The sequence below is a fragment of the Wandonia sp. genome, from assembly GCF_984588085.1.
Genome location: NZ_CFIGVI010000012.1, coordinates 54,461 through 79,501 on the forward strand (window position 1 = coordinate 54,461; position 25,041 = coordinate 79,501).

Below are 25,041 nucleotides of genomic sequence, written 5' to 3' on the forward strand. Positions count from 1 at the left end.
TCGGATTTTGATAATGATTCGTTAATAAATTACCCCGTTCCTGATATTTTTGTAATTTTAGGCTACGGCACAAAACAAATGAAAAATATGATACCATTCCGATTATATTTACCTGCTTTCTTTATCTTTTTACTAACCGGGATAACGATTCAGGCTCAAGAGCAAACAGTAATACGACCGGAAAACAGAGTTTCTGAAGCCTTGAGCTTTATTGATTACCTGTATGTAGATGAAGTAAATGCAGAAGAGCTTGCTAATGAAGCAATAGTTGCTATGTTGGAAAAATTAGACCCACACTCAGTCTACATTCCTAAAGAAGACGTAGACGATGCTAACCAGCAGATTAACGGTAGTTTTGTAGGAATCGGAGTCCGTTTTCAAATCATTAAGGATACTTTAATGATCGTCAACCCGATCCCCGGCGGTCCTTCCGAAAAATTAGGGATTCGCGCAGGCGATCAAATCATTGCTGTAGACGGTGAAAATGTTGCCGGAATAGGAATAAAGAACGCTGATGTGCGCGAACAATTAATGGGGGAATTGGGGAGTAAAGTAAACGTTACAATCAAGCGTAAAAATGAAACCGATCCTCTGGAATATACAATCAAACGGGATAAAATTCCTTTACATTCGGTTGCCAGCCATTATATGATCGACAATCGAATCGGATACCTCAAACTGACCAGCTTTTCAAGAACAACGGTAGACGAAGTACGTGAAGCCATCAAAGAATTGAAATCCAAAGGAATGCAAGACCTTATTTTTGATCTGCAAGGTAACGGGGGAGGTCTTTTGTATGCATCCAAAGTTGTAGCGGATGAATTTCTCAGTGATGATCAGCTTATTGTATATTCGGAAGGACGAAGACAGCCTCGTCAGGAATACCTTGCCGACCAGAAAGGAATCTTTGAAAAAGGTCGTTTGGTACTACTTATAGATGAAGGGTCTGCTTCTGCCAGTGAAATTTTATCCGGCGCAGTTCAGGATTGGGACAGAGGATTGATCGTCGGTCGCCGTTCTTTTGGAAAAGGTTTGGTACAACGTCCTATTGATCTCTCTGACGGAGCACAAATTCGTCTGACTATCGCTCGTTATTACACACCTTCCGGGCGTTTTATTCAAAAACCATACGAAGATTCCGAATCCTATGAAAAAGATGCCGTTAACCGTTATCTGAGAGGGGAGTATATGCACAAAGACAGTATACGTCTTCCTGACTCTCTCTTACACCGAACCAAGATCAGTGGACGTGAAGTCTACGGAGGTGGTGGCATAATGCCTGATATCTTTGTACCACTGGACACAATTGGTGTAACAGACGTTTTACGTACCCTTGCCCGAAAAGGACATATGAATGGTTTTTCTATTGATTATGTAAATGATAACCGTGAACAATTAAAGAAACGGTTCCCGTCTTTCGAATCCTATAAAGCTTCTTTGGATACATTTTATCCTGAAGTAGAAAAAGCATTCCGGGCTTACCTCGCAAAAGAAGATCCTGAGTTAACATTGGATAATGAAGAATATGCAGAAAGTGAATTTCTTATCAAAACGCGTGTGCTTGCATTTATAGCTCAAAACTTATGGGATTATGACCGTTTTTACGAAATTTACAACGCAACCAACGAAATTTTACTTCGTGCCGTTGAAGTTTTAGGAAATAAAGAATACGAAAAATCTAAATTAGCGAAAAATTAAGTTCTATGAAAAAAGTATGGATTCCCTTAATCGCAGTTGTATTATTTACTGCATGTTCTGAAGAAAAAGGAAATGAAGGAACCGTAAAATCGGAAGAGGTTAGAAGCAAAATGGCTGCTGACGGATGGTCTGAAGAGGATTACAAAGAACCGGAGCAAAACCCGAACGAAAAGCAATACACAACACTGGCTTTTGATACTTATGAACATCATTTTGGAAAAGTATTTGCCGGTACGGATAACAAACATGTTTTTAAAGTAACGAATACGGGAACAGCTCCTTTGATTATAACGGATGCCTCTGCTACTTGCGGTTGTACTGTACCAAAAAAACCGGAAGCACCGATTGCTCCTGGGGAAGTCGGTGAAATTGAAGTTATTTTCAGTCCGAAACCCAGTCAATTAGGAAATCAGTCCAAAACAGTTACTATAAAAGCGAATACAGACCCTGTTATCACAACGCTTCGTGTCTCAGCTGAAGTAATGGAACCCCTCATGAAATAAAAACATTATAATATATTAAAACGGGAAACGCTTTTTATAGTGTTTCCCGTTTTTTGAACAAATCAGCCTGACCGGATGTTTTACATAAAATAAATTAATTATGAAAAAATTAATGTTTACAGGAGTTCTAGCCATCTTAGGTACCCTCCTCTCTTTTACGCTAAAAGGACAACAACCCAAAAGCATTTATAACCTTTGTGCCAATACCATAGAAGGAGAAAAAATCTGTTTGGACCAGTTTAAAGGAAAAAGAATCATGATTGTTAACACCGCTTCAAAATGTGGGTATACACCTCAATATGAAGATCTGGAAAAACTATACACACAATTCAAAGATGACAATTTTGTCATACTGGGTTTTCCTGCTAACAATTTTATGAAACAAGAACCGGGAAGTAATGAAGAGATCGCTGAATTTTGTAAAAAGAATTATGGTGTCACCTTCCCGATGATGGAAAAAATCAGTGTTAAAGGAGGCGACATACACCCCATTTATCAATTCCTCACAGAATCTGCCAAAAATGGCGTAATGGACACCAAGGTAAAATGGAATTTTCAAAAATACCTGATTAATGAAAAAGGAGAACTGGAAAAAGTGTTTTATTCGGGAACCAAACCATTTGATGAAGAGATCGTAAACTGGATTACGAAAAAATAATCCTATTGTTACCAGAACACTATATATCCCGGAAAATTCCGGGATTTTTTGTTTTTGTCCCTTTCCTTTCCCGAATTCTCCAAATGTTTGTTATTTTAGACAAAGAAAATAATACAAACAAATGACAATACACCCTCTCAATACCGGTATGTTCAAGTTAGACGGCGGAGCTATGTTTGGAGTCGTTCCGAAATCTATTTGGCAACGTACCAATCCGGCCGATGAAAATAATATGTGTAACTGGGCCATGCGCAGTATGCTTATTGAACAAGACAATAAATTAATCCTTATTGATACAGGGATCGGTGATAAGCAAAGTGAAAAATTCTTTTCCCACTATTACTTACATGGCAATGATTCGCTTCACGGCAATTTAAAAAAACTCGGATTTTCGGCTGACGACATAACAGATGTATTCCTGACTCACCTCCATTTTGATCATTGCGGAGGAGCTATCGAACAAACAGGAGAGAATCAGTATCGACCGGTCTTTAAAAATGCAACATTTTGGAGTAACGAAAAGCATTGGAAATGGGCCACGGAACCCAATGCCCGTGAAAAGGCTTCTTTCCTGAAGGAGAATATTCTGCCGATTGAAGAAAGCGGGCAATTGAAGTTTATCGAGCGAACAGGAGATTATACAAGAAATATTTTCACTGGTTTTGATGCACTTTTTGTTGATGGGCATACCGAAAGTCAAATGATTCCTCACATTCAATACAAGGGAAAAACAATTGTCTTTATGGCCGATCTTCTTCCCAGTACAGGACACATACCTCTTCCGTACGTTATGGGCTACGATACACGCCCATTACTTACGCTTAGTGAAAAAGAAAAATTCCTGAAAAAAGCATGTGATGAAGAATACATTCTGTTTTTAGAACACGACGGAGTAAACGAGTGTTGTACATTAAAACATACTGAAAAAGGAATTCGCCTTGACCGCACCTTCCGTTTTGATGAAATTTAAGTTATACTACTATGGATAAGTACATTCAGGAACTACTGGCAAAGAACAAATCTGTCATTTTACCCGATTTTGGAGCATTAACTATCACGGATGAAGAAACCGGGGAAATCATGTTTAATGAATATGTTCGGTTCAACGACGGAAAACTGGAAGCTTTTATAGCAGAACAGGAAGGAATCGAGAAACAGGATGCTGCCAACACTATTGCTAAATATGTCAGAGATCTTGAATTACTTCTCAACAAAGGAGAAACGTATGACATTTTTCAGTTCGGCCGGTTTATTAAACAGGAAGACGGCTCGTATGATTTCGAAAACTGGAATGCATTTAGTGAAGAGGGCTCCTCAACGTATCGGGCTCCTCAAAAAGAAGAGCCGGTAACGCAGGATTCAACAACAGATGAAACTTCTTTAAAAAAAGAGTTATTACAGGAAGAAAAGGAGGAGAAATCTGCTGAAGTATATGAAAAGCCAGTAGAACGAACACTTCCGAAAGAAGAGAAAAAGCAGCCTCAAAACAAATTCACACCTAAAGACGATACCCCTTCGGATAAAAACAAAAAGGAAACAACGAAAAAACCGGCTGAGAAAAAAGTCGATAAAGAGGAGAAAAAGAAACGAAAAGTGTGGGTACTACCCCTTATTCTATTTTTCGTTATTCTGGGCGGTGCTGGAATATTTATAGGCGTATTTCCGGATAAAGCAAAAGAACTTGTTGGTTGGGAAGACACAACAAATACGATTACACCGGATGCATCCGAAAATGAGAATAAAGAAGATAACACTTCTAATGAAGGAATTAATTCTGAAGAAGAAAACAATCCGTCTGAAACAGAACTCAATGAGGACGAAATCACGGATCAAATTACGGAAGGACTTGCTGAATCTACTACCGATAATCAGGCAGAGCAACAGGAGGAATTAATTCCTGACCCTCAGACTCCTCCCGTTTCAAACGGAAACTACCATATCATTGTAGGAAGTTTTACCAACCCCTCCAATGCTCAAAACCTTGCTGCCAGTCTTCAGTCGAAAGGGTTCAGTGCAAGCGTTATCGGTCCTGTTAATGCGTATCACATGGTTTCATTTGGCTCCTACCCTTCTCAGAAGGAAGCCATGAATAACCTGGATAAAGCGACCAACGAAACAGGTGGAGGCTGGATACTCAAACGTTAGTAATTAACAGAATAATAAAAACCCCGGTAGACTATTGTTTTCCGGGGTTACTTTTATACTTTCACATAATCCTGTTTCTTAACAATAGTATACCAGTCATCATCCAGTTTAATGTACCCCTGATCATAACAGAAATAATATTTATTTCCACCTTTCGTTGTATATGTATTGGTGAAAAAATGAAAATTGAACCCTTCTTCTGCCAGTTGAAGGGTACGTACTTTAGCCTTTCCTTCAGGATTAAATGCATGCAATATCCGACGGTTCTTCCGAAGAATATTATTCACCCTCCTTACATACGCATTACTGGACTCATTCAGCCTGTTATGATAAGCATTGCGACAATAATCACAACAGAATTTTTTATCCTTTCTTCCTGTAACGGGGGAACTACATTCCAGACATTCTCTTTTTTCCATAGTATATCAGGTTTTAGCTGTCAGCAAGTTAACAAAAATTAACAAGAGAACTGCCGTAAGCCAATTGATTATTAGCAATTTTGTAGAAACTAAAAAACTCATATAAAATTGGAAAATTCTGTGCAATCCAGTGAGGATTTACGTGCGCTTACAGACAAAATTCAAAAAGAGAGTGCACTTATCGGGCTTCTGAGTCAGGAGATGACAAAGGTCATTGTTGGTCAATCTTATATGGTAAACCGTCTGATTGTAGCGTTACTAGCTAACGGACACATTTTATTGGAAGGTGTACCGGGATTGGCAAAAACGTTGGCCATTAAAACGATGAGTGATGCAATCGACGGGCATTTCAGTCGCGTCCAGTTTACACCGGATTTACTTCCTGCCGATGTTATCGGAACCATGATGTTTAATCAAAAAACACAGGAGTTTACAGTAAAAAAAGGACCTGTTTTTGCGAATTTTGTACTTGCAGATGAGATCAACCGTGCCCCGGCTAAAGTTCAGTCCGCATTACTGGAAGCAATGCAGGAACGCCAGATAACCATTGGAGATCAGACTTTCAAACTTCCCGAGCCTTTTCTTGTATTAGCCACCCAAAACCCGGTTGAACAGGAAGGTACATACCCGTTACCTGAAGCTCAGGTGGATCGTTTTATGTTAAAAGTTTACCTTGATTACCCGAAAAAGGACGAGGAAAAACTAATCATCCGGTCTAATGTAAGAAAAGAAGGACTTACTAAAATATCTAAAGTAATCACTCCCGCAGATATTATTCGTGCAAGAGAAGTGGTACGTGAAGTATATTTGGATGAAAAAATCGAGCAATACATCGTTGATATTGTTTACGCTACACGTACACCGGGAGAATATAATCTTTCGCAATTAGAGCCTCTGATCAGTTTCGGATGCTCTCCCCGTGCCAGCATAAATCTCGCACTGGCTGCGAAAGCATACGCATTTACACAAGGTCGGGCCTATGTAATTCCTGAGGACATTCGGGCTATTGCTCCTGATGTTATGCGGCACCGAATCGGACTTACGTACGAAGCTGAGGCTGAAAATGTGAATCAAAACGACATCGTACAGACTATTCTAAATCGCGTGGAGGTACCGTAATGGAAACCAAAGAGCTGTTAAAAAAAATTCACCGGATTGAGATCAAGACGAAAGGTCTGACCAATCAGGTATTTTCCGGAGAATACCATTCGGCATTCAAAGGAAGAGGAATGGCCTTTTCTGAAGTTCGCAACTATAAGGTGGGCGATGATGTCCGCAATATAGACTGGAACGTAACAGCTCGTTTTAACGATCCTTACGTAAAGGTATTCGAAGAAGAACGTGAGCTAACCGTCATGTTGCTGATTGATCTTTCAGGATCTGTTGACTTCGGTTCCGGAGATAAAACAAAACGCGACCTTATCCTGGAAATTGCAGCCGTACTAGCATTTTCCGCGATTTCTAACAATGATAAAGTCGGTGCTATTTTCTTCACCGATAAGGTAGAGAAATTTGTTCCTCCGGTAAAAGGACGAAAACACGTTTTAAAAATCCTTCGTGAAATCATTGAATTCCAACCCGAATCGAAAGGAACCGACCTGAGTCATGTTCTCTCCTATTTCAGAAACGTGATCAAACGACGCAGCATAGCTTTTGTAATCTCTGACTTCACCGATAAGCAAGATTTTGTCAGCTCGCTTCGTATTGCGCGTAAAAAACATGATATCGTAGCAATCAATATATTTGATCATTTCGAACAACAGATCCCCAACATGGGGTTAGTTCGTGTAAAAGATGCTGAAACCGGTAAAAAACACTGGTTAAATACCTCCCGAAAATCGCAACGGGCGCGTTTAGCCACTATTTTTGAAGAACGTCAGCAAAACATAGAAAACGGACTTAGAAAGTCAGGGATTGATTTTACCCGTATATCCACACAAGAATCACATGTTAAACCTTTGATGCAATTGTTTAAAAAGCGTGTCAGCCGATGAGACATTTTTTAGCCATATTGATGCTTGTTTCAGGCATGTCTGCCAGTGCCCAGCTTCTGGATTCCAGAATTGAGAAAAACACCTTCTATATCGGTGAACTCAATACACTTGTGTTAGATGCATCTTCAATGGAAGATCAGATAACCTGGCCGGACAACCTCCATATTCAGGGAATCAGAGCAGACTTAAAGAATAATAAAAAAGATACAATCCTTATTGAGATCATTAAGGCCGTTCAAGACTCTTTGAAGCGCAATAACCTGCGGATTTCTTTTACAATCTGGGACAGTGGTATGATCACTCTGCTCCCGGTCAAACTCTATGACACGGCTTCTTTTTCTTTTGCGCCACAGCTCGTTCAGGTACTTTTGCCCGATACGGACCCACAGGGAGACATATTGGATATTGAAGAAGGAAGATACGTACTTCCCGAAGAACTACTCAGCTCAAAAACATGGTTGATTATTGGTAGTATTCTTCTTGCTGTATTAATTATTATCGGAATCTGGTGGTACCTGCGCAAACGTAAAACTGTGGAAACAGCTGAAGAAGTGATTGAACTTCCCCTCAGAGAAGAAGCAGAACGTCGTTTACAAGAACTTATGGCGAAAAAATACTGGGTATCCGGTCAGCAGAAATTACACTTCATCGAATTATCTGATATAATGCGCTGGTATGTACAACGTCGTTACCATATTGACGCAATGGAGAAAACAACGATGGAATTAAACGCAGCCATGCGGATGAATCTGATAAACACTTCACATATTGAAATACTGACAGCATTATTAAAGCAGGCTGATTTTGTAAAGTTTGCGAAACTGACGTTACCGGAAGAAGAAGTGATTATTCTTAATAATCAGGCAATCCGTTTCATTGAGATAACAGAAGAAAAACAGGAAACAACAGAAGAATGACAGATTGGTTCGACATACGATTCTGGACCTACGACTTCATTAATCCCGAAGTTCTGTGGTTGCTCATACTTACTCCTCTGCTCATCGCCTTTCGATTTTGGCGAAATAATAAAAGAAGTTCGTTAACTTTTTCTGCTCCTTCCCGCGAACTGGAAACTATTTCCGATTCTACACAGCGGTTTCTTCCTTTTCTCTCTACATTATTGTTTGCTCTTGCAATAACAGGAATTATCTTTGGGGTTGCTCAACCCTACCGGCTTAGCGAAGAAGAAGAATTTCAAAAAAAATACTCCGAAGGGATTGATATTGTTTTGGCATTAGACATTTCTGTCAGTATGTTGGCCCGCGATTTTAAACCCAATCGACTTGAAGCAGCAAAAAATGTAGCGGCAGAGTTTATTGCAAACCGCCCTAATGATAGAATAGGACTGGTGGTATACGAAGGAGAAGCTTTTACCCAGTGTCCGTCTACAACTGACCATCGGATTCTTCTGGAAAGCCTTAAAAATGTTGAAGCCGGGGTCTTAAACACCAATCGTACAGCAATCGGAATGGGACTTGGTCTTGCCGTAGCCCGGCTCCGCAGTGATGAATTAAAAAGTAAGGTCGTTATTCTTATGTCAGACGGTGTTTCTAATGCCGGGGATATAGACCCTGTTACCGCTGCCGAACTGGCAAAAACAAAAGGAGTCAGAGTATACACCATTGGTGTTGGATCCAAGGGAACGGCTCCCATGCCTGTCAATACACCTTTCGGTATTCGCTACCAGCAAATGCAGGTTGATATTGATGAAGAGGCTTTAACACGTGTCGCCCAAATGACGGGAGGAGAATATTTCAGAGCAACAGATGAAACTAGTCTGAGAGAAATTTACCAGACGATAGACACCATGGAAAAGACAAAAGTCAACGTACTGGAATATCGGGTTGACCCTCCTGTAAAAGCAATTCCTTTTTATGTATTTGCCCTTGTATTGCTGACAGGTGGTTTTATTGTTTCACAAACAATCGAAAAACGCGTCGTTTAATTCATGAAAGAACAGATAACATATAAATCATCATGGATTACAATAGGAGTAATTGTCTGGGAAGTTTTGTTCTGGGGAGTTTTCTTATTACTTGGATTTACCCTCGGTTGGAATGTTCTCACTGATGAAATTCCTCCCAGTGGTGAGCAACTGAGGTTCGAACATCCCCGTTTACTTCTTTTATTGAGTGTTCTTCCTTTATTTATTGTATTGTTTTTGCTCAATATCCGTTGGCGAAATAAGGTTTTATTTCAGTTTTCAAATCGGTTACGAGGTATTATTTTCTCTCCCTTATCCTCTTCTAATACATTTCTCCGCTTCTTCTTCTTCAGAAATGCTTTTGCTTTTCTGATTATTGCGCTCGCCAACCCTCAGTTTGGCAGTAAAGATGTTGGAGGAAAAGCAGAAAGCATGGAGATCATTGTAGCCCTGGACATATCCAAATCCATGCTTGTCCCCGATATGGATCAACGTATAGATCGATTATCAGCAGCAAAAACAGGACTGATCCAATTGATTAATCAATTACATGGTGATAAGATCGGACTGATCGTATTTGCAGGTAAAGCTTACCCTCAATTACCATTAACCAATGATTACGGAGCCGCAAAACTCTTTGTCAATGAGGTATCCACAGATATGATTTCTAATCAGGGAACTAATATTCCTGATGCATTGCAATTAGCTCTGGAATCGTTTTCCGGTGACGAAACTTCAAAAGCTATCGTTGTCATTACAGATGGTGAAAATCACGAGGGGAATACGGATGAAGTGATGTCTCTTATACGTGAGAAAAATATCATTGTTCACGCTATCGGGTTAGGTTCATCAAAAGGGGGACCGGTTCCGGAATCCAGAGGTGGTTTCAAAAAAGATGAAAACGGAGAAATTGTTGTTTCCCGTGTTAATCCTGAACTTGTTAAAAATATTGCAGAAACCGGTGGTGGAACATTTTTAATGGAGTCATCCCGTTATCCGAACTTCAAACCTCTTATTGAAGCAACACAGAGAATGGAAAAAGGAACAGTAGACAGTGCTTCGTTTAAAATAAGTCAACAACACGGAACGACATTTGCATTACTTTCTCTGCTATTTCTTATTCTATCCATGATCTGGACAGACAACAGATTGGGATTGTTTACTAATTTGATAAAATCATGATGAGTAAACTTTGGATACATATTATTTTTCTTTTCGCTCTATCGAATGTTTTTTCGGTAGTTGCTCAGGAATGGCGTACCAGTTTTAAACAAGGGCAGGAAGCTTTTGGAAACGGGAATTATCAGGAAGCACTGAAACATTTTCGGGATGCACAAAGTCTGGCTCCTGAAGGAGTTAACATCACTGACCTGATTAATCAGTCGGCCTACCGTTCCGGAAGTTTCAAAGATGCCGTAAAAGGGTATGAAGAAGCTACCGAAAATGCAATAAGCAAAACGGATAAAAGTACCGCCAATTACAACCTTGGGAATGCCTATTTCAAAAATAAACAAACAGACAAAGCCATAGAGGCATACAAAGAGGCTCTCCGGCAAGATCCTAGTAATGAGAAAGCCCGGTATAATCTGGCTTATGCATTGCGACAACAGCAACAGGAAAACCAAAATAAAGATCAAAACAACGACCAGAATCAGGATAATCAGAATGATGAAAATCAGGATTCAGGCGATCAAAATGAAAATCAGGATCAACAGGACAGTCAAAATAATCAAAACAATAACGAGAATAAAGACGACTCCTCTTCTGATAAGCAAAACGGAGAAAACGGACAGCTTTCACAAGATCAGACAGAACAATTACTGGACGCACTGATGCAAGCAGAAGAAAAATCCAAAGAGAAGATGGACAAAGAAAAAGACAAAGGAGTTCCCGTTTCAGAACATAAAAAGAAAGACTGGTAGCATGAAGAGTTTCATTTTTTTCATATCACTGCTATTTGTTGCAATTGGGTTTGCACAGGATGAAGAGTTTAAGGCTACTTTAAAACTCAATCCATCACAAATACAGACAAATGAAACCTTTGAGGTCATTGTGGAAGCCAATACAAACGGAACCGTTGATATTGAATTTCCGAATGAAATCAGTGTTCTTAACCGAACCAAACAAATTCAGTCTTCCGGAGGTAACTGGACCGTTATTGTGAATGGAAAACCGGTTAACTCAGGGAAAACGGAAACGACGTATGTGTTCAAGTATATTGCCCGGGCATCCAAAAAAGGGACTTACCTGATAAAAAATGCCTCCTATAAGCACAGCAAAGGAGTAATTGAGCTAAATCCGCTGACTATTCAAATTTCTGAAGCCCCACCTGTCTCTAATTCTGTAAAAAGCAACCTTGGCAAACCTTTCTTTGGCATCATTAACACCAGTAGATCGGAAGTTTATGTAGGCGAGCCGGTTATTATTTCATCGAAAGTATACTCCAGAGGACGTATTACGGATGTTGGAGATTATCAACCCTTATCGATCGAAGGGATTGCTCACAAAACAGATCTTTTTAAGAATCTGGACAATCTTCAGGTTAAAAATGAAAAAATTGAAGGAATAGGCTTTCAGACGATGAAAATTTCAGAGGATTTGGTTATTCCTCAAGAAGCCGGTGAGATCAACTGTACGCCGTTTAGTATTCAACTGGGTTATCAGGGAAATTTCTTTTTTACAGATTATACCCGCATTCAATCAGGAAGCGCCCGCATAAAAGTTCGCCCGTTACCGTCAGGAGCTCCCAAAGGTTTTAGTGGAGCTGTAGGAGATTTTAAAGCAACAACGAGACTGGAAGCAAATGATCTGAAAGAAGGGGATGTTTTTGTATACACCGTCAGGTTAGAAGGGAAAGGAAACATCCATTTATTGCGTACTCCTGAACTCAATCTCCCCGAAGCATTTGAACAATATGGCGACCCGGTAAAAAAGGAAAATGTGTCACTCGGCTATCAGGGAGGTGAAGGCTCCATTGAATACGAATTTACCATTCAGGCTCAGGAAGGCGGAGAGTATGATTGGCACCCTATGTATTTTTCTTATTTCAATCCTAAAGAAAAACGATACGTTTCTATTGAAATCCCAAAAGAAAAACTGTCAATAAAGAAAAGTGAGTTTGAAGCCGTAGCGGACGGAAGTGTACAACGTGATGTTCAGGTAAAAGGAAAGGGACTCCGTTATATCTCAGATGCTCCATCTTTGAAAGACGATCATTTCCTTGTAGAAACAATCATTTTCTGGATGTTGATTATTCTTATTCCATTTGTCGCTGTCGGATCGGGAGTTATTTTGAAAAAACGACGAGATAACGGAGATGAAATTGCTGCTGCCGGGTTAAGTAAGCGTGCATCAAAATTAGCACAAAGAGAACTTGCCAAGGCACAGGAATTATGGATTAAAGGAGATGTTAAATCTTTTGCAGACGAAGGTCTTCGGGCACTACAGGCGTATCTTGCAAAAAAAATGAAATGTGCGCCTTCCGAGCTTTCAAAAGAGAGTATAGAAGCGGCTTTTTCAGCACATTCTATTTCAGAGAAAGACCGTAGCGAATGGTTTGCTATTCTTGAAAAGCTTGAACTCATAAAATATACCAGTTTTAGCACAGACAAGGAAGAAAATCTTCCGGATAGAATGCGTTCAATAATTACTAACCTCGATCAGTCATGGAGTTAAGAAAGTTGTTCTATATATGGATTTCCTTATTTTTTGTAACTACTGCTCCGGCACAAACACAGTTTGAATCCGGAAAGAAAGCCTATAATGAAGAGGAATATCAAAATGCATCCGATCTGTTTATTGAACACATCAATGCATTTCCTCTGGATGCTGAGGCCTTTTATAACCTGGGAAATGCGTATTATAAACAGAAAAAATATCCACATGCGATATGGGCGTATGAAAAATGTCTGAAAATCAAACCGAATCACGAAGATGCTCTTTTCAATGTCCGTTTGGCCTATGAAAAGACCGGGCTTCCGGGAGAATGGAAAAGCAATACAGGAGTTTTGTATCGGTTGTTATTTTCGTCAGGTAAAAATTTCTGGGCCATTCTCACTCTGATTTTTCTTATTCCTCTTGGTGTCAGTCTTTTTTATTTCTTCTTCGCAACTGGTATAATCCGAAAACGGTTAGCTCTTTCCGGTATAAGTATTTCGCTTATTCTTGCACTGCTAACGCTGGGATTATCTATCTGGCAATATAATTATCTTACTTCTGAGAAATATGGCATTGTCACGCTTGCTACCACCAATGCAAAAGCGTCTCCCAGTAATTCAGACAAGACCTTATTCTCTATTCCTGGAGGTCAACGCGTAAAGTTGATCCGCGAAAATGAAGAATGGGTAGAAATTCGTCTTTCACAAGATAATGTAGGTTGGGTAAAGAAATCAGAAATACAAACGTATTGATTATTTGCGGAGCGCAACTTTTAGCAGTAACATAATCCACCCTGCTATCATTAAAGTCCCTCCAACCGGAGTAGCGATTACCAAAGGGATTGGTGCATCTCCTCCACCATTTTTCAGGAAAACAAGTCCAAAAATAGAGCCGGAAAACAAAACAATACCGGCTTTGATTAACACTGTTCCGACTTTAACCAACTCCTTTGGCCAAAGAGAAAGCAGTAACAACGACAAGCCCATATACAGCATATAATCTACTCCTGTTTGGTAGGATTCCAGTAATTGCTCCGTAAGTACCTTTTCCAGTGCATGTGCTCCCATTGCTCCACCTGTAATAGCAAGGATCATCAGAACAATTCCCCAAATAGCAGAACCTTTCGATTTAATTTCCATGTGTCTTCAATAATACTGCAGCATTTTCCTGTGCCGCATCTGTTAAATTTTTTCCGGACATTAACTTCGCTATTTCGACAATACGATCTTCCTCTTTCAAACGTATTACCTCCGTTACCGTTCTGTTGGATTGTGTCGATTTATTTACCGAAAGATGAATATGTCCTGATGCTGCAACTTGTGGTAAATGTGTAATCGCCATTAATTGACGATGTGTTCCCATCTTTCGCAGTAAAAGACCAATACGTCCGGCAACATCTCCAGACACTCCCGTATCAATTTCATCAAAAATCAAGGTAGGCAACTGCTTTCGCTCACTAAACAACGTCATTACCGCTAACATAAAACGGCTCAACTCTCCACCCGAAGCCGATTTATCAATAGGCTGAATAGCAACTCCCTGATTGGGAGAAAAGCATAAATCAACACTTTCGAACCCACTTCGATCTGCATTTGTTTTTTCCGTAAACCGGAATTCTGCTCGTGATCCTTCCAATTTCAGCTCTTCCAACAATGGCAAAATTTCTTTGACGATAACCGGAGCTACTTTTCTCCGTTTTTCAGACAATAGTTTTCCTGCTTGTTGCCATTTACTAAAATACTTTTCCAGTTTTTTCTGTTCCTTTTCAAGCTTTTCTTCCAATACTGAAAAGCTCTCAGTCTGACCGGACAGCTCATCCAGATAGCTCTTTAATTCTACCTGATCCTTTTTATTATGCTTTTTCAGTATACGTTGAAAATCATCGACAACACCAACAAGCCAATCCAACCTACCGGGGTTAATCGCAATACCTTCCGCGTAATTGTTTAACTCCGCACTGATATCGTTCATTTCAATCACAACCGAACTGATCCGGTTTTCATATTCCTGAAGGCTTTCATCAAATTGCGCTGATTTCCGCAACAGATTTTCCAATCGTTTCAATGAAGCAACTATTCCATCTCCGGAATCGGTTATTTCAACTGATTCCTGAATATTCTTGAGCAAAAACTCAGCATTTTCCGACTTCTTCAACTCCAGAATCAGCTCGTCATAATTATTCTCTTTAAAATTGAGTTTTTCGAGCTCTTCTACCTGAAAACGAATATAATCCTGTTGCTGTAAGGATTCACTTAATTCGGTTTCTAACTCACGTATAGACTTCTCCTGTGCTTTGTATGCATCAAAAGCCCCTTTATACGCTTCCAATTCTGGAATACAATTTCCTAAAACGTCTAGCAGATTAAGCTGAAACGATTTATCTTTCAGTTGTAAGGTCTGATGCTGTGAATTTATCTGTACAAGTTTGTCTGTCAGTTCTTTTAGTACTGTCAGAGGAACCGGTGTATCATTAACAAAAGCTCTTGATTTTCCCTGAGGAAGAACCTCTCTTCGAATGATACAATACGGATCGTATTCAAGCTCTTTGCTCTCGAAGAATCCCGAAAGGTTATAATCACCGATAATCCAGTGTCCCTCTACAATCGTTTTCTCTTCCTGATTGCGTATAACAGAAAAATCCGCCCGATTTCCAAGAAGGAGATGCAGCGCACCAAGTAAAATGGACTTTCCGGATCCCGTTTCTCCGGTAATTACGGTCAATCCTTTATCAAAATCAAGATCGACATTATCAATTAATGCGAAATTACGTATAGACAGATTTTTTAACATCAGGCAGTCAGAATTTCCTCGTACTTTGTACCGTTAGCCGGATCAAGTTTTTTGAGAAGTGCCACAACTTCATTTTTTTCAGCCATTTCCGCTTTCGAGAATAATCCCTTTAACTCGTTTAATTTGGAAGATAGAAAAATCTGCATATTAACAGATCCGGGACGTGACTGTTGGATAGGTTCCAGCCCTTTTAATGTTTCTACTATTACTTTACGCCCTTTGGCAATATCCGTATACAATATATCCAAACCTTTCCTATGGTATTCATAATACGCTTTTCTAAGCGGAGAAAAATACTGCTGAAGTGCATTATCTATCAGATAGAAACGATTTCTCTTGCGTGAATCATTCGATCTCCATCCGTCACCTTCTCCCCCCTGAGACAAGGTTACTATCTGTTGTGCCATTTCAAAATACTTTGTTCCTCCTTCCAACGAGAACGAATCGTAATCATACCCCAAAATCATGTAGGCATAAAAGGCCAGTATAGACGTCAGGTTATCCCGGAATTGATTCGGCGAGTATTGTAGAATCTGATTTCTGTCAAATCTGAAATCAAGATTATTGTCTTTAAAACTAAAAATAGTTGTGGTATAATTAGAGTTGTAAACCGGTCGCGTGGCATTAATTTGTATCGAACCACTATACTGCCCTGTTGAAGGTATATTTTCAATACTCAACTGAATAATACAATTAATTCGCTCTTCTATCTCAAATTCATCTTTCGTCCATCTGGTATTATTCATGAACTCTTTCACAACATTCGTTATGTTGTCAATAATGTCTTTATCAACAGTAGTGATCTGTAACTTTGGATCCGTAACTAGATTCACCTCACAAAGCAACTCCTGAGCTTTTGAACTGGTAACGGTCATTACCGCTGCTATTACCCACAACTTACTTACTCTGATGAATTTCTCTAGCATAATCAACAATTTTTTGAGCTGTTTCTATCTTTGATAGCAACTCTAAATTTACACAATTATTGTTTTTATCCAATAAAGTAACCTGATTTGTATCGTGTCCGAATCCGGCTCCTTCCGTTCTCAGGGAATTCAATACAATCAGATCCAGGTTCTTCTTCGTCAACTTACCTTTGGCGTGTTCAAGTTCATTCGTTGTTTCCAGAGCAAATCCAACCAGTGTTTGTTGATCTGATTTATTCTGACCTGCCCAAAACAATACATCCGGATTCTTCACTAACCGAAGCTCCATACTGTCTTCCGACTTCTTGATTTTCTGATCCGCTACATGAGACGGACGATAATCGGCTACTGCTGCTGAAAACACTCCCAGATTCATGAATCCCCAATGTTCCCGCACCAATGACAATAATTCTACGGCTGTTGTAAATCGCCTAAGTTCAATTGTTTTATTTCGTGGCAAGAATCCTGAAGGTCCCAAACAAAGCATCACTTCCGCTCCCCTGTCAGCCAGTGCGTCAGCCAAAGCAATTCCCATCTTACCTGTAGAGTGATTACCTATAAACCGAACCGGATCAATAGGTTCATAGGTCGGACCGGCTGTCACCAGTGCTTTAACCCCTGCCAAATCGTTATTTCGTTCAGAAACAAAAAAGGACTGAATGAATTCTGCGATTGCATCCGGTTCCGCCATTCTTCCTTGCCCTGACAACCCGCTTGCCAACTCTCCCGACTCAGCGGGTATCACCTGCACTCCCTGACTAGTTAATTTATTGAGATTTTCCGAAGTGGAAGGATGCTGGTACATATCCAAATCCATTGCGGGAGCAACAAAAACAGGGCATCTTGCAGACAAATAAGTTGTGAGTAACAAGTTATCCGAATGTCCAACTGCCATTTTTGCCAATGTCGATGCCGTAAGTGGAGCAATCACAAAGGCATCCGCCCACAATCCCAATTCAACATGGTTTGCCCATTTCCCAGTAACCGGATCAAAAAGTTCCGTGTACACTTCATTTTTAGAAACCGTAGCAAGAGTCAGAGGGGTAACAAAAGCAGAAGAGGCTGAAGTCATTATACATTTGACTTCAGCCCCAAGTTTTATTAAAGCTCTTACCAGCATTGGGGTTTTGTAAGCCGCAATCCCTCCGGTTACACCGACCAAGATACGCTTCCCCGCCAGCATGAGAATTATGCTTTTCTGATATACGTCTTATCTTCAAGAAGCTCCTGAATAGCCATAGCTACAGGCTTTGGAAGACGTTCGTAGAATTTAGAGATCTCGATTTGCTCGCGGTTCTCAAAAATCTCTTCAAGGTTATCTGTATGTGAAGCGAAATCAAGCAACTTTTGTGTTAACTCTTCTTTCAGTTCCACATTGATTTGGTTAGAACGCTTTGCAAGAGCAACAATCGATTCATAAACATTTCCTGTTTTCTCTTGTAAATCTACCACATCCCGTGTGATAGTTGTACGCTCCGCAGTTGAATTTTTAAAGTTCATCCTTATGGTTGAATTTTTGTTTTACGTATTGTTTCGAGTTCCTTCTCCGATTTTTCACGAAAACTCTCAATGTCTTTCAAGTATTTCGAATTCGGGAAAAGAGACGCAAATTTACGACTTCTTTTTATTGTATCCTCAAATCTATCGTATTTTTTACTCTCAACACTATTTTGAGCCAGCAAAAATTGAGATTTTGTGGCCAAAAAAAGAGCTTCTTCACGTTTATCACTGGTTGGATATTCTTCCACAAATGAATCAAAGGCCGTAACTGAAGCTCTGTAGTTTTCCATCTTATCATAAAGCTTTGCTGACTCATAAGCTTTCTGCTCCAGTTTTAAGCGCAAACGATCCATGATGGAATTACAACTATCTACTAAATTACTTTGCGGATATATGTCAATAAAGTTCTGTAGTTCTAAAAGTGCTGACCGGGTTTCTGTCTGATCAAGTGTGTAATTTGGAGAGTTCTTCACAGCACACATTGCCCCTAAAAAAGTTGCTTCTTCGGAAAAAGGACTTAAAAAGAAACGCTCCGAATAACTTTTAAAATAATATCCAGCCAGGTAATAATCCTCCATCATGTAGTGGCTTTTTGCCAGACGAAAATAGGATTCCTCCCCTACCGGTCCTTTCGAATACCTTTGATAAATTTGCTCATACAAAGTAGCAGAACGATCCCACTGCTCGTTGGTATAAAACTTGTCGGCATAGATCTTCTTTTGCTCGTAATCATCTCCTTTCGCTATCTTATTGTAGTTCGAACAGGATGAAATACTAACGACACCTATCAGCAAAAGAAAAATAAAAACAGACCTCATATTAAATTGTTTGACTGCAAAAGTAATGTATTTCCTTCCAAACGAAAGATCAGGTGCATAAATTGTGATTTTTTTAGATTTTTTAGCCATCACTAACCGGCTCCTGTGAATAAATTTCTGTGAAAAAGTTGTTACTGGTCAACATTTCCAGTAATTTCGCAGCGTAATTTTCGATTAAGAAAGAAAAAAAGACGTATGGCTTTAGATATCTTTGATAAGTTAATGAAGAATCGCGGTCCTATCGGACAATACGCGAAAGGCGTTCATGGTTACTTCACTTTTCCCAAACTAGAAGGAGAGATCGGTAATAAAATGATCTTTCGAGGTAAAGAAGTTTTGACATGGTCAGTAAACAACTACCTTGGTTTAGCAAATCACCCGGAAGTTCGGGAAGCTGATGCTAAAGCAGCTAAGGACTGGGGAATGGCTTATCCAATGGGGGCACGAATGATGACAGGTCAGACTGTTTATCATGAGCAACTTGAAAATGAAATCGCTGACTTTATGAATACGGAGGACTGTATCCTGCTTAACTTCGGTTATCAGGGGATGGTTTCTGCTATTGACTGTCTGGTTGATCGTCACGACGTGATCGTTTACGATAGTGAATCTCATGCCTGTATCATAGACGGTATGCGTTTGCATTCCGGAAAACGTTTTGTTTTCCAACACAATGATATGGAAAGCTTTGATAAGCAAATGGCACGTGCCTCAAAAATTGTAGAGTCTACAGGTGGAGGTATCCTTGTTATAACTGAAGGGGTTTTCGGAATGGCTGGAGATCAGGGAAAACTGAAAGAACTTGTTGATTTCCGAAAATCAGGCAAGTACCAATTCCGTTTGTTCGTTGATGATGCACACGGTTTCGGAACTTGTGGTGAAACTGGACGTGGTGCCGGAGAAGCACAGGGAGTTCACGAGGAAATTGATATATTATTCGGAACATTTGCGAAGTCGATGGCTTCTATTGGAGCATTTATTTGTGCCAACGAGAGTGTTATTGAATATATGCGTTACAATATGCGATCTCAAATGTTTGCCAAGTCACTTCCAATGCCGCTTGTAATCGGAGCGTTGAAGCGTCTTGAATTGTTGAGAACAAAACCTGAATTGCGTGAAAATCTTTGGAAAGTAGCAACTGCTTTGCAATCGGGATTGAAAGAAGCTGGTTTTGACATCGGTCATACAAATTCTCCGGTTACTCCTGTATTCCTGAAAGGAGAAGGAAACCTTGCGGTAGCAACAAATCTTACATTTGATTTACGTGAGAATTACAATATCTTCTGTTCAATTGTTACCTATCCTGTTGTTCCTAAAGATGTAATTATGTTACGTCTGATCCCAACAGCGGTTCACACATTGGAAGATGTTACGTATACGATAGAAACATTTATAAAGTGTCAGGAAAAGCTGGACAGAGGCGAGTATCAGTCGGAGCAACTGGCAACAGTTGAAACAGATAAATAATAACTGAAAGCGCCTCCGATGGCGCTTTTTTTATAGTGAATTCAATAACCTTAAATTATTTAGCTATGTCTAAAAAACACAACTTCGGAGCTGGTCCATGTATTTTACCACAAGAAGTATTTCAGGAAGCTTCACAAGCGGTTCTTGATTTTAATGGTCTTTCCATTTTGGAAGTTTCTCACCGTAGTAAGGATTTCGTAGCGGTGATGGAAGAAGCCCAAAACCTGGTAAAGAAAGCGCTTAATGTACCTGATGGTTATTCTGTTATTTTCCTTCAGGGAGGAGCCAGTCTTGGTTTCCTTATCACAGCAATGAATATGGCGCGTGAAAATAAAAAAGCTGCATACATTAATACCGGTCAGTGGGCAAGTAAGGCTATTGAACAGGCTGAAATGGCCGGGCTCGAAGTAGAGGTTATTGCTTCATCTAAAGATGATGGTTTCACCTATATTCCTAAAGATTTTGTAGTCCCGGAAGATGTTGACTATGTTCACATTACGTCAAACAACACCATCTTTGGAACACAATTCAAATCCTTCCCTAAAACAGGGAAACCTTTGGTGTGTGATATGTCATCCGATATATTCTCCCGTGAATTCAATGTAGCTGATTTTGATCTTATTTATGCCGGTGCTCAAAAAAACCTGGGACCTGCAGGAGCTACACTATACATTGTGAAAGATGAAGTTCTCGGAAAATCATCGTTTGGAGTTCTGCCGACTTACCTGGATTTGTCTGTACACCAGAAAAAAGATTCTATGTTTAATACTCCTCCTGTTTTCTCGGTGTATGTTTCCATGTTGAATCTCCGTCACCTGATCAATAACGGAGGTGTTAAAGCACAGGAAGAACTGAATAACAAGAAAGCGGAATTATTGTACAATGAAATTGACAGTAACCCGAAATTTAAAACATCTGTAAACAAAGAAGACCGATCCAATATGAATGTTGTTTTCTTCCTTACTGATGAAGCTGCTGATAAGGAGCGTTTTGATCAACTATGGAATGATGCAGAAATTGTCGGTCTGAAAGGATACAGAACGCTTGGAGGATATCGCGCATCCATGTACAATGCTCTGCCACTTGAAAGTGTTCAGGTGTTAGTCGACATAATGAAAAAACTATAATTAAAAACCAACAGTATACCATGAAAATTTTAGCTAATGACGGAATATCTCCTGAAGGTAAGAAAAGCCTTGAAGCATCGGGATATACCGTAATTACAGATAAAGTAGAACAAGAGAATTTAATTGATTACATAAACAACGAGCATATCGAAATACTTCTTGTACGAAGTGCTACGACAGCTCGAAAAGAATTAATTGATGCCTGTCCCAATCTAAAACTGATCGGGCGTGGTGGTGTAGGAATGGATAACATAGATGTTGCTTATGCCCGTGAAAAAGGGGTTCAGGTAATCAATACACCCGGCGCATCTTCTCAATCTGTAGCTGAGTTGGTTATGGGGCAGTTATTTGCGATCTCACGTTCTCTACATGACTCTTTCCGTAATATGCCTGAATGTAAAAACGGGCAATTTTCAGTTTTAAAGAAAAAATATTCGAAAGGTGTTGAATTACGAGGAAAAACACTACTTGTTGTCGGATTCGGAAGAATCGGTCAGGCACTTGCCGGATATGCCCTGGGAGTTGGTATGAAAGTAATAGCTACCGATCATCAGACGAAAGATGTCCAGATTACAGTTCCTATCGCAGGTACAGAGGGAGTACAAGTAACAATCACACCTTCAACAGAGTTGAAAGAATTGCTTCCTGAAGCTGATTTCATTTCTATTCATGTTCCTAAACAAACTGATGGAAGTGCTGTATTCGGGAAAGCAGAGTTCGATTTGATGAAAGAAGGTGTTCGCATCGTAAATGCAGCACGTGGTGGTGTAATTGACGAAGCAGCTCTTTTATCCGCTTTAAATGATGGGAAAATTGCTCAGGTGGCTCTTGATGTGTATGAAAACGAGCCTACTCCATGGGCTGAGCTTCTTCAACATGAAAAAATAGCCTGTACACCTCATATCGGTGCAGCGACTGTAGAAGCACAGGACCGAATTGGACTTGAACTGGCAGATCAGATTGTAAGTTCTTTCGGAAGTAAATAAGATACTGTTTTATCTCACTATAAAACAGGGCTATCAAATGATAGCCCTGTTTTTTTCACCTAAGGATTTCTCTATTCTGCAGAAATTCGAGAACATAGAGTTTTTTGATTTCAGCTAATCCTCAAGCTGAAAGAACAGAATAGAAAGCCAGGTGTGTGATACTAGGGTTGTTTTACACCTGTACCTCAGGCGGCAGTTTAGTTTCCTATATCTCCCGATTGATTATTAGAAAACACATTATTTCCGTCATCTACCAGCGTATTACTTCCTCCATAATTCATAATTCCATACGTTTGGCTATCTGAAATCAAAGAATTACCGATTCGCATACGTGAATTGTCATACAAATACAACATTGCATCCCAGGAAGTATTTCCACCTCCGTATGAAATGGTACAGTACTGGAATTCATTATTCAGATTATTGGATCCAATAAAACGAATACTGTTCCAATACCCATTCACCGATTGTTCTCCTGTAATTGTGATAGGATTAGACACAGTTCCAATAGCTTTAAACGAACCACTCCCGGACACAGAAAATCCAGAACCAGGTCCCATAGTCATATTCACACCGGGCTCTAATTCCACCGGAGCCACTACCTCTATATTTCCCGAACGAATAAAATAAGGCACCATTGTAGAATGAATGGTTTTAGTCACCCCTATTTCGCCATAGTCTACTTCGATACGGTTGTACCCGTTGTCATAAGCAGAGAAAGTTCCGTCAAACAGATCAATATGAGAAGGCTGAATCAAAGCAGGTGCCAACTGGATATCGTGAATTGTATTGTCCGAAAAGTCCGACAGTGTAAATTCAGGTGTGTAAACCAATATTCCATAATTGTTTCCGTTTCGAATCGTACTATTACTCATTGCAAGTCTTCCGTTTTGATAACAATAAACGGAAGCATCGTAACTCCCATCACCACCACCGTGTTCAACAATCGTATAGACCATCTGGTTGTTTGCATTGTTGCTCATAAAAAGTATTTTGTTCCAACTTCCTGCTGACTTTGACTCCCCCGTAAAACGAATTGGCAGAGCAGCAGTTCCAACAGATTTAAGAGATCCTGAACCGTCTACTACAATTTGTGATCCCGGTGCCATAACTATAACAGTTCCCGGTTCTATCGTTACTGCAGCATTGACGCTGAAAGTCCCGCGTACAATATAATCCGGAGTAGTCAGGCTTTCAAAACGGTTTTCCAATGTTCTGGGCGTGTTCTGGTCACCCGAAAGTTCAATTGCACCGGCTGTTTCTTCCTCTTCTTTCTGTTTACATGACGAAAAGACTAACAGGCCTGCTAAAAAAAGCGTTGCCGAAGTTTTAAAGTTAATTTTCATATACGTGATTATTTATTACTGCTGATTTATTTATAGTATTCAAGTAGATACTTTCCTACTCGGGAAAGACATCCCTGAAACGCACCTATTTCTTCTCCTCCATTAAGGAATTTATTGTATTCGATATTGATAAGAAACCGCTCTTCCACCCGGATTACCAAATTTTTATCATAGGGAATATTCTCACTAAAAGCAGCTTCAGTTCCCAGATTTTCAACAGAAGCATAAATTTGAGTTTCTTTGGTTCCTGCCAATGGAGCTCCGTATTCTTTCAATTCTTTCATCCGCTGCTTTAACCGGTCACCTGAAGTATTCTCATTTCTTTCCACCCGGATGATCAAAGCTGAAAATTGTTGATCCTTTTCTCTTATTTCGTACCGACACACTTTGATCTTTCCTCCTGCATACTCGTCTGGCTGCAGATCCACAACTGCTCCATTAAGTCCAAAAACTTTACTAAGATCAGAAGTTCCGAATAACTCACAAGGACTCTTCTCCCAGTCATTTCCTGTATCAGAACTTAATTTTTCTTTTTCGGTCAGCTCTTCTGATTCTTTTCCTTCTGAACAAGATTGTATCAACAACCCCGTTGTTAACAAGAGGCTGAGTATAATGGACGAATACAAAACAGAGCATTTCATTTTACCGGATTTACTATTCTATATCTGAATCGGATATAATTAATACACACTCCCCTTTTCGCTTTTCAAACTTCGAGAACGACCAGTTCGTAAGTGGATTTGTTATTACAGTAGTATCTCCTCCCTGAATAGCCAATGGATAATCAAACCATCCGATAGATAAAGCATTATCACATTGATAATTTTCCGACAATCTGTTTGCATAGTCTTGTTCCTCTCCGAGTTCTATCGTTGAATGACTGGGGACTATCACTATAGTACTATCACTCATGACAAACCGGATATCATAAGAAGATAGATTATTAACCCTTTTTTTGACTTTAATAACCGGATCACATGAACTACAGATTGCAATAAGCAATACTGAGAGGGTCAATAGAATGATCTTTTTCATTTTCCGTTTTGTTTAAATGTTTCTGGAATTCATTCCGGATTTCGATTA

General features: G+C 39.7%; 26 protein-coding genes. 16 read left to right on the forward strand and 10 right to left on the reverse strand.

The genetic code is table 11. The annotated features are described in order from the left end of the window. Positions 1 to 87: 87 nt before the first annotated feature. From AC4PL9_RS06950 to AC4PL9_RS06970, 5 genes are all read left to right on the forward strand, one after another. On the forward strand, positions 88 to 1,698 hold the full coding sequence (locus tag AC4PL9_RS06950) for a S41 family peptidase (protein ID WP_491604027.1): 1,611 nt from the start codon (positions 88 to 90) through the stop codon (positions 1,696 to 1,698). 5 nt (positions 1,699 to 1,703) lie between these two features. Beyond that, positions 1,704 to 2,201 (forward strand): DUF1573 domain-containing protein, encoded by a 498-nt coding sequence (locus AC4PL9_RS06955; RefSeq protein ID WP_491604028.1) that lies wholly within the window; start codon positions 1,704 to 1,706, stop codon positions 2,199 to 2,201. Between the two features lie 100 nt (positions 2,202 to 2,301). Further along, the gene (locus AC4PL9_RS06960; RefSeq protein ID WP_491604029.1) at positions 2,302 to 2,859 is read left to right on the forward strand and encodes a glutathione peroxidase; all 558 of its coding nucleotides are present in this window, start codon (positions 2,302 to 2,304) and stop codon (positions 2,857 to 2,859) included. 121 nt (positions 2,860 to 2,980) lie between these two features. Further along, positions 2,981 to 3,829, forward strand: a complete 849-nt coding sequence (locus AC4PL9_RS06965) for an MBL fold metallo-hydrolase (RefSeq protein ID WP_491604030.1) — start codon at positions 2,981 to 2,983, stop codon at positions 3,827 to 3,829. An 11-nt stretch (positions 3,830 to 3,840) separates the two neighbouring features. Continuing rightward, positions 3,841 to 5,004, forward strand: a complete 1,164-nt coding sequence (locus AC4PL9_RS06970) for an SPOR domain-containing protein (RefSeq protein WP_491604031.1) — start codon at positions 3,841 to 3,843, stop codon at positions 5,002 to 5,004. Positions 5,005 to 5,057: 53 nt separating this feature from the next. On the opposite strand, the gene AC4PL9_RS06975 is transcribed toward AC4PL9_RS06970, so the two are convergent. Further along, positions 5,058 to 5,423, reverse strand: a complete 366-nt coding sequence (locus AC4PL9_RS06975; protein ID WP_343785768.1) for a hypothetical protein — start codon at positions 5,421 to 5,423, stop codon at positions 5,058 to 5,060. Between the two features lie 108 nt (positions 5,424 to 5,531). Between AC4PL9_RS06975 and AC4PL9_RS06980 the strand changes: the two genes are divergently transcribed. The 8 genes from AC4PL9_RS06980 to AC4PL9_RS07015 are packed head-to-tail and all read left to right on the forward strand — an operon-like array spanning position 5,532 to position 13,750. Then, positions 5,532 to 6,542, forward strand: coding sequence for an AAA family ATPase (locus AC4PL9_RS06980; protein WP_343785769.1), 1,011 nt, complete (start codon positions 5,532 to 5,534; stop codon positions 6,540 to 6,542). Beyond that, entirely contained in the window at positions 6,542 to 7,417 is an 876-nt protein-coding gene (locus tag AC4PL9_RS06985; protein ID WP_491604032.1) for a DUF58 domain-containing protein, read from the forward strand. Before AC4PL9_RS06980 ends, AC4PL9_RS06985 begins: the two co-directional genes overlap by 1 nt. Beyond that, positions 7,414 to 8,334 carry a hypothetical protein gene (locus AC4PL9_RS06990; protein WP_491604033.1) on the forward strand — a complete coding sequence of 307 codons (921 nt, stop codon included), beginning with the start codon at positions 7,414 to 7,416 and terminating at the stop codon, positions 8,332 to 8,334. The genes AC4PL9_RS06985 and AC4PL9_RS06990 overlap by 4 nt, the downstream gene beginning before the upstream one ends. Beyond that, entirely contained in the window at positions 8,331 to 9,362 is a 1,032-nt protein-coding gene (locus AC4PL9_RS06995; RefSeq protein ID WP_491604034.1) for a vWA domain-containing protein, read from the forward strand. The genes AC4PL9_RS06990 and AC4PL9_RS06995 overlap by 4 nt, the downstream gene beginning before the upstream one ends. A 3-nt stretch (positions 9,363 to 9,365) precedes the next feature. Continuing rightward, on the forward strand, positions 9,366 to 10,523 hold the full coding sequence (locus tag AC4PL9_RS07000; protein WP_491604035.1) for a VWA domain-containing protein: 1,158 nt from the start codon (positions 9,366 to 9,368) through the stop codon (positions 10,521 to 10,523). Further along, positions 10,520 to 11,263, forward strand: a complete 744-nt coding sequence (locus AC4PL9_RS07005) for a tetratricopeptide repeat protein (protein WP_491604036.1) — start codon at positions 10,520 to 10,522, stop codon at positions 11,261 to 11,263. Before AC4PL9_RS07000 ends, AC4PL9_RS07005 begins: the two co-directional genes overlap by 4 nt. A gap of 1 nt (position 11,264) precedes the next feature. Then, the gene (locus AC4PL9_RS07010) at positions 11,265 to 13,016 is read left to right on the forward strand and encodes a BatD family protein (RefSeq protein WP_491604037.1); all 1,752 of its coding nucleotides are present in this window, start codon (positions 11,265 to 11,267) and stop codon (positions 13,014 to 13,016) included. Continuing rightward, positions 13,007 to 13,750, forward strand: a complete 744-nt coding sequence (locus tag AC4PL9_RS07015; protein ID WP_491604038.1) for a tetratricopeptide repeat protein — start codon at positions 13,007 to 13,009, stop codon at positions 13,748 to 13,750. Before AC4PL9_RS07010 ends, AC4PL9_RS07015 begins: the two co-directional genes overlap by 10 nt. Here the strand turns inward: AC4PL9_RS07015 and AC4PL9_RS07020 are convergent, their stop codons facing one another. From AC4PL9_RS07020 to AC4PL9_RS07045, 6 genes are read right to left on the reverse strand one after another with little or no spacing between them, the layout of a single operon-like run. Beyond that, positions 13,751 to 14,137, reverse strand: coding sequence for a DUF423 domain-containing protein (locus tag AC4PL9_RS07020; RefSeq protein WP_491604039.1), 387 nt, complete (start codon positions 14,135 to 14,137; stop codon positions 13,751 to 13,753). Continuing rightward, positions 14,127 to 15,788 (reverse strand): DNA repair protein RecN, encoded by a 1,662-nt coding sequence (gene recN, locus AC4PL9_RS07025; RefSeq protein WP_491604040.1) that lies wholly within the window; start codon positions 15,786 to 15,788, stop codon positions 14,127 to 14,129. Before recN ends, AC4PL9_RS07020 begins: the two co-directional genes overlap by 11 nt. Further along, complete coding sequence (gene porD / locus AC4PL9_RS07030; protein WP_491604041.1) at positions 15,788 to 16,714, reverse strand: type IX secretion system protein PorD; 927 nt, start codon at positions 16,712 to 16,714, stop codon at positions 15,788 to 15,790. Before porD ends, recN begins: the two co-directional genes overlap by 1 nt. Further along, positions 16,686 to 17,897, reverse strand: a complete 1,212-nt coding sequence (gene coaBC / locus AC4PL9_RS07035; RefSeq protein WP_491604042.1) for a bifunctional phosphopantothenoylcysteine decarboxylase/phosphopantothenate--cysteine ligase CoaBC — start codon at positions 17,895 to 17,897, stop codon at positions 16,686 to 16,688. The genes porD and coaBC overlap by 29 nt, the downstream gene beginning before the upstream one ends. Positions 17,898 to 17,902: 5 nt before the next feature. After that, a complete protein-coding gene (locus AC4PL9_RS07040; protein ID WP_343785781.1) occupies positions 17,903 to 18,214 on the reverse strand; it encodes a DNA-directed RNA polymerase subunit omega in 312 nt (103 codons plus the stop codon). 2 nt (positions 18,215 to 18,216) lie between these two features. Then, positions 18,217 to 19,032, reverse strand: coding sequence for an outer membrane protein assembly factor BamD (locus AC4PL9_RS07045; RefSeq protein ID WP_491604043.1), 816 nt, complete (start codon positions 19,030 to 19,032; stop codon positions 18,217 to 18,219). Positions 19,033 to 19,227: 195 nt separating this feature from the next. Between AC4PL9_RS07045 and AC4PL9_RS07050 the strand changes: the two genes are divergently transcribed. From AC4PL9_RS07050 to AC4PL9_RS07060, 3 genes are all read left to right on the forward strand, one after another. Continuing rightward, positions 19,228 to 20,499, forward strand: a complete 1,272-nt coding sequence (locus AC4PL9_RS07050; protein WP_491604044.1) for an aminotransferase class I/II-fold pyridoxal phosphate-dependent enzyme — start codon at positions 19,228 to 19,230, stop codon at positions 20,497 to 20,499. Between the two features lie 65 nt (positions 20,500 to 20,564). Continuing rightward, on the forward strand, positions 20,565 to 21,626 hold the full coding sequence (gene serC / locus AC4PL9_RS07055; RefSeq protein WP_491604045.1) for a 3-phosphoserine/phosphohydroxythreonine transaminase: 1,062 nt from the start codon (positions 20,565 to 20,567) through the stop codon (positions 21,624 to 21,626). A 20-nt stretch (positions 21,627 to 21,646) separates the two neighbouring features. Continuing rightward, a complete protein-coding gene (locus AC4PL9_RS07060) occupies positions 21,647 to 22,612 on the forward strand; it encodes a D-2-hydroxyacid dehydrogenase (RefSeq protein WP_491604046.1) in 966 nt (321 codons plus the stop codon). A gap of 197 nt (positions 22,613 to 22,809) precedes the next feature. Here the strand turns inward: AC4PL9_RS07060 and AC4PL9_RS07065 are convergent, their stop codons facing one another. Genes AC4PL9_RS07065 through AC4PL9_RS07075 form a run of 3 tightly spaced genes read right to left on the reverse strand, consistent with a single transcriptional unit; the run spans position 22,810 to position 24,993 of the window. Beyond that, a complete protein-coding gene (locus AC4PL9_RS07065) occupies positions 22,810 to 23,958 on the reverse strand; it encodes a hypothetical protein (protein ID WP_491604047.1) in 1,149 nt (382 codons plus the stop codon). 26 nt (positions 23,959 to 23,984) lie between these two features. Further along, a complete protein-coding gene (locus AC4PL9_RS07070) occupies positions 23,985 to 24,599 on the reverse strand; it encodes a hypothetical protein (protein WP_491604048.1) in 615 nt (204 codons plus the stop codon). Between the two features lie 13 nt (positions 24,600 to 24,612). Then, positions 24,613 to 24,993: a hypothetical protein gene (locus tag AC4PL9_RS07075; protein ID WP_491604049.1), complete on the reverse strand. Its 381-nt coding sequence runs from the start codon at positions 24,991 to 24,993 to the stop codon at positions 24,613 to 24,615. Positions 24,994 to 25,041: the final 48 nt, after the last annotated feature.

What these genes read in the sequence shown, in the direction of transcription:
- AC4PL9_RS06960 (WP_491604029.1), top strand. Translation starts at nt 2,302, where the DNA reads ATGAAAAAATTAATGTTTACAGGAGTTCTAGCCATCTTAGGTACCCTC.
- porD (WP_491604041.1), bottom strand. Translation starts at nt 16,714, where the DNA reads ATGCTAGAGAAATTCATCAGAGTAAGTAAGTTGTGGGTAATAGCAGCG.
- AC4PL9_RS06950 (WP_491604027.1), top strand. Translation starts at nt 88, where the DNA reads ATGATACCATTCCGATTATATTTACCTGCTTTCTTTATCTTTTTACTA.
- AC4PL9_RS06995 (WP_491604034.1), top strand. Translation starts at nt 8,331, where the DNA reads ATGACAGATTGGTTCGACATACGATTCTGGACCTACGACTTCATTAAT.
- AC4PL9_RS07000 (WP_491604035.1), top strand. Translation starts at nt 9,366, where the DNA reads ATGAAAGAACAGATAACATATAAATCATCATGGATTACAATAGGAGTA.
- AC4PL9_RS06965 (WP_491604030.1), top strand. Translation starts at nt 2,981, where the DNA reads ATGACAATACACCCTCTCAATACCGGTATGTTCAAGTTAGACGGCGGA.
- AC4PL9_RS07045 (WP_491604043.1), bottom strand. Translation starts at nt 19,032, where the DNA reads ATGAGGTCTGTTTTTATTTTTCTTTTGCTGATAGGTGTCGTTAGTATT.
- AC4PL9_RS06985 (WP_491604032.1), top strand. Translation starts at nt 6,542, where the DNA reads ATGGAAACCAAAGAGCTGTTAAAAAAAATTCACCGGATTGAGATCAAG.
- AC4PL9_RS07050 (WP_491604044.1), top strand. Translation starts at nt 19,228, where the DNA reads ATGGCTTTAGATATCTTTGATAAGTTAATGAAGAATCGCGGTCCTATC.
- AC4PL9_RS07070 (WP_491604048.1), bottom strand. Translation starts at nt 24,599, where the DNA reads ATGAAATGCTCTGTTTTGTATTCGTCCATTATACTCAGCCTCTTGTTA.
- AC4PL9_RS07065 (WP_491604047.1), bottom strand. Translation starts at nt 23,958, where the DNA reads ATGAAAATTAACTTTAAAACTTCGGCAACGCTTTTTTTAGCAGGCCTG.
- AC4PL9_RS07020 (WP_491604039.1), bottom strand. Translation starts at nt 14,137, where the DNA reads ATGGAAATTAAATCGAAAGGTTCTGCTATTTGGGGAATTGTTCTGATG.
- AC4PL9_RS06970 (WP_491604031.1), top strand. Translation starts at nt 3,841, where the DNA reads ATGGATAAGTACATTCAGGAACTACTGGCAAAGAACAAATCTGTCATT.
- AC4PL9_RS06990 (WP_491604033.1), top strand. Translation starts at nt 7,414, where the DNA reads ATGAGACATTTTTTAGCCATATTGATGCTTGTTTCAGGCATGTCTGCC.
- AC4PL9_RS06955 (WP_491604028.1), top strand. Translation starts at nt 1,704, where the DNA reads ATGAAAAAAGTATGGATTCCCTTAATCGCAGTTGTATTATTTACTGCA.
- AC4PL9_RS07010 (WP_491604037.1), top strand. Translation starts at nt 11,265, where the DNA reads ATGAAGAGTTTCATTTTTTTCATATCACTGCTATTTGTTGCAATTGGG.
- recN (WP_491604040.1), bottom strand. Translation starts at nt 15,788, where the DNA reads ATGTTAAAAAATCTGTCTATACGTAATTTCGCATTAATTGATAATGTC.
- AC4PL9_RS07075 (WP_491604049.1), bottom strand. Translation starts at nt 24,993, where the DNA reads ATGAAAAAGATCATTCTATTGACCCTCTCAGTATTGCTTATTGCAATC.
- coaBC (WP_491604042.1), bottom strand. Translation starts at nt 17,897, where the DNA reads ATGCTGGCGGGGAAGCGTATCTTGGTCGGTGTAACCGGAGGGATTGCG.
- AC4PL9_RS07040 (WP_343785781.1), bottom strand. Translation starts at nt 18,214, where the DNA reads ATGAACTTTAAAAATTCAACTGCGGAGCGTACAACTATCACACGGGAT.
- AC4PL9_RS07005 (WP_491604036.1), top strand. Translation starts at nt 10,520, where the DNA reads ATGATGAGTAAACTTTGGATACATATTATTTTTCTTTTCGCTCTATCG.
- AC4PL9_RS07060 (WP_491604046.1), top strand. Translation starts at nt 21,647, where the DNA reads ATGAAAATTTTAGCTAATGACGGAATATCTCCTGAAGGTAAGAAAAGC.
- AC4PL9_RS06975 (WP_343785768.1), bottom strand. Translation starts at nt 5,423, where the DNA reads ATGGAAAAAAGAGAATGTCTGGAATGTAGTTCCCCCGTTACAGGAAGA.
- AC4PL9_RS07015 (WP_491604038.1), top strand. Translation starts at nt 13,007, where the DNA reads ATGGAGTTAAGAAAGTTGTTCTATATATGGATTTCCTTATTTTTTGTA.
- serC (WP_491604045.1), top strand. Translation starts at nt 20,565, where the DNA reads ATGTCTAAAAAACACAACTTCGGAGCTGGTCCATGTATTTTACCACAA.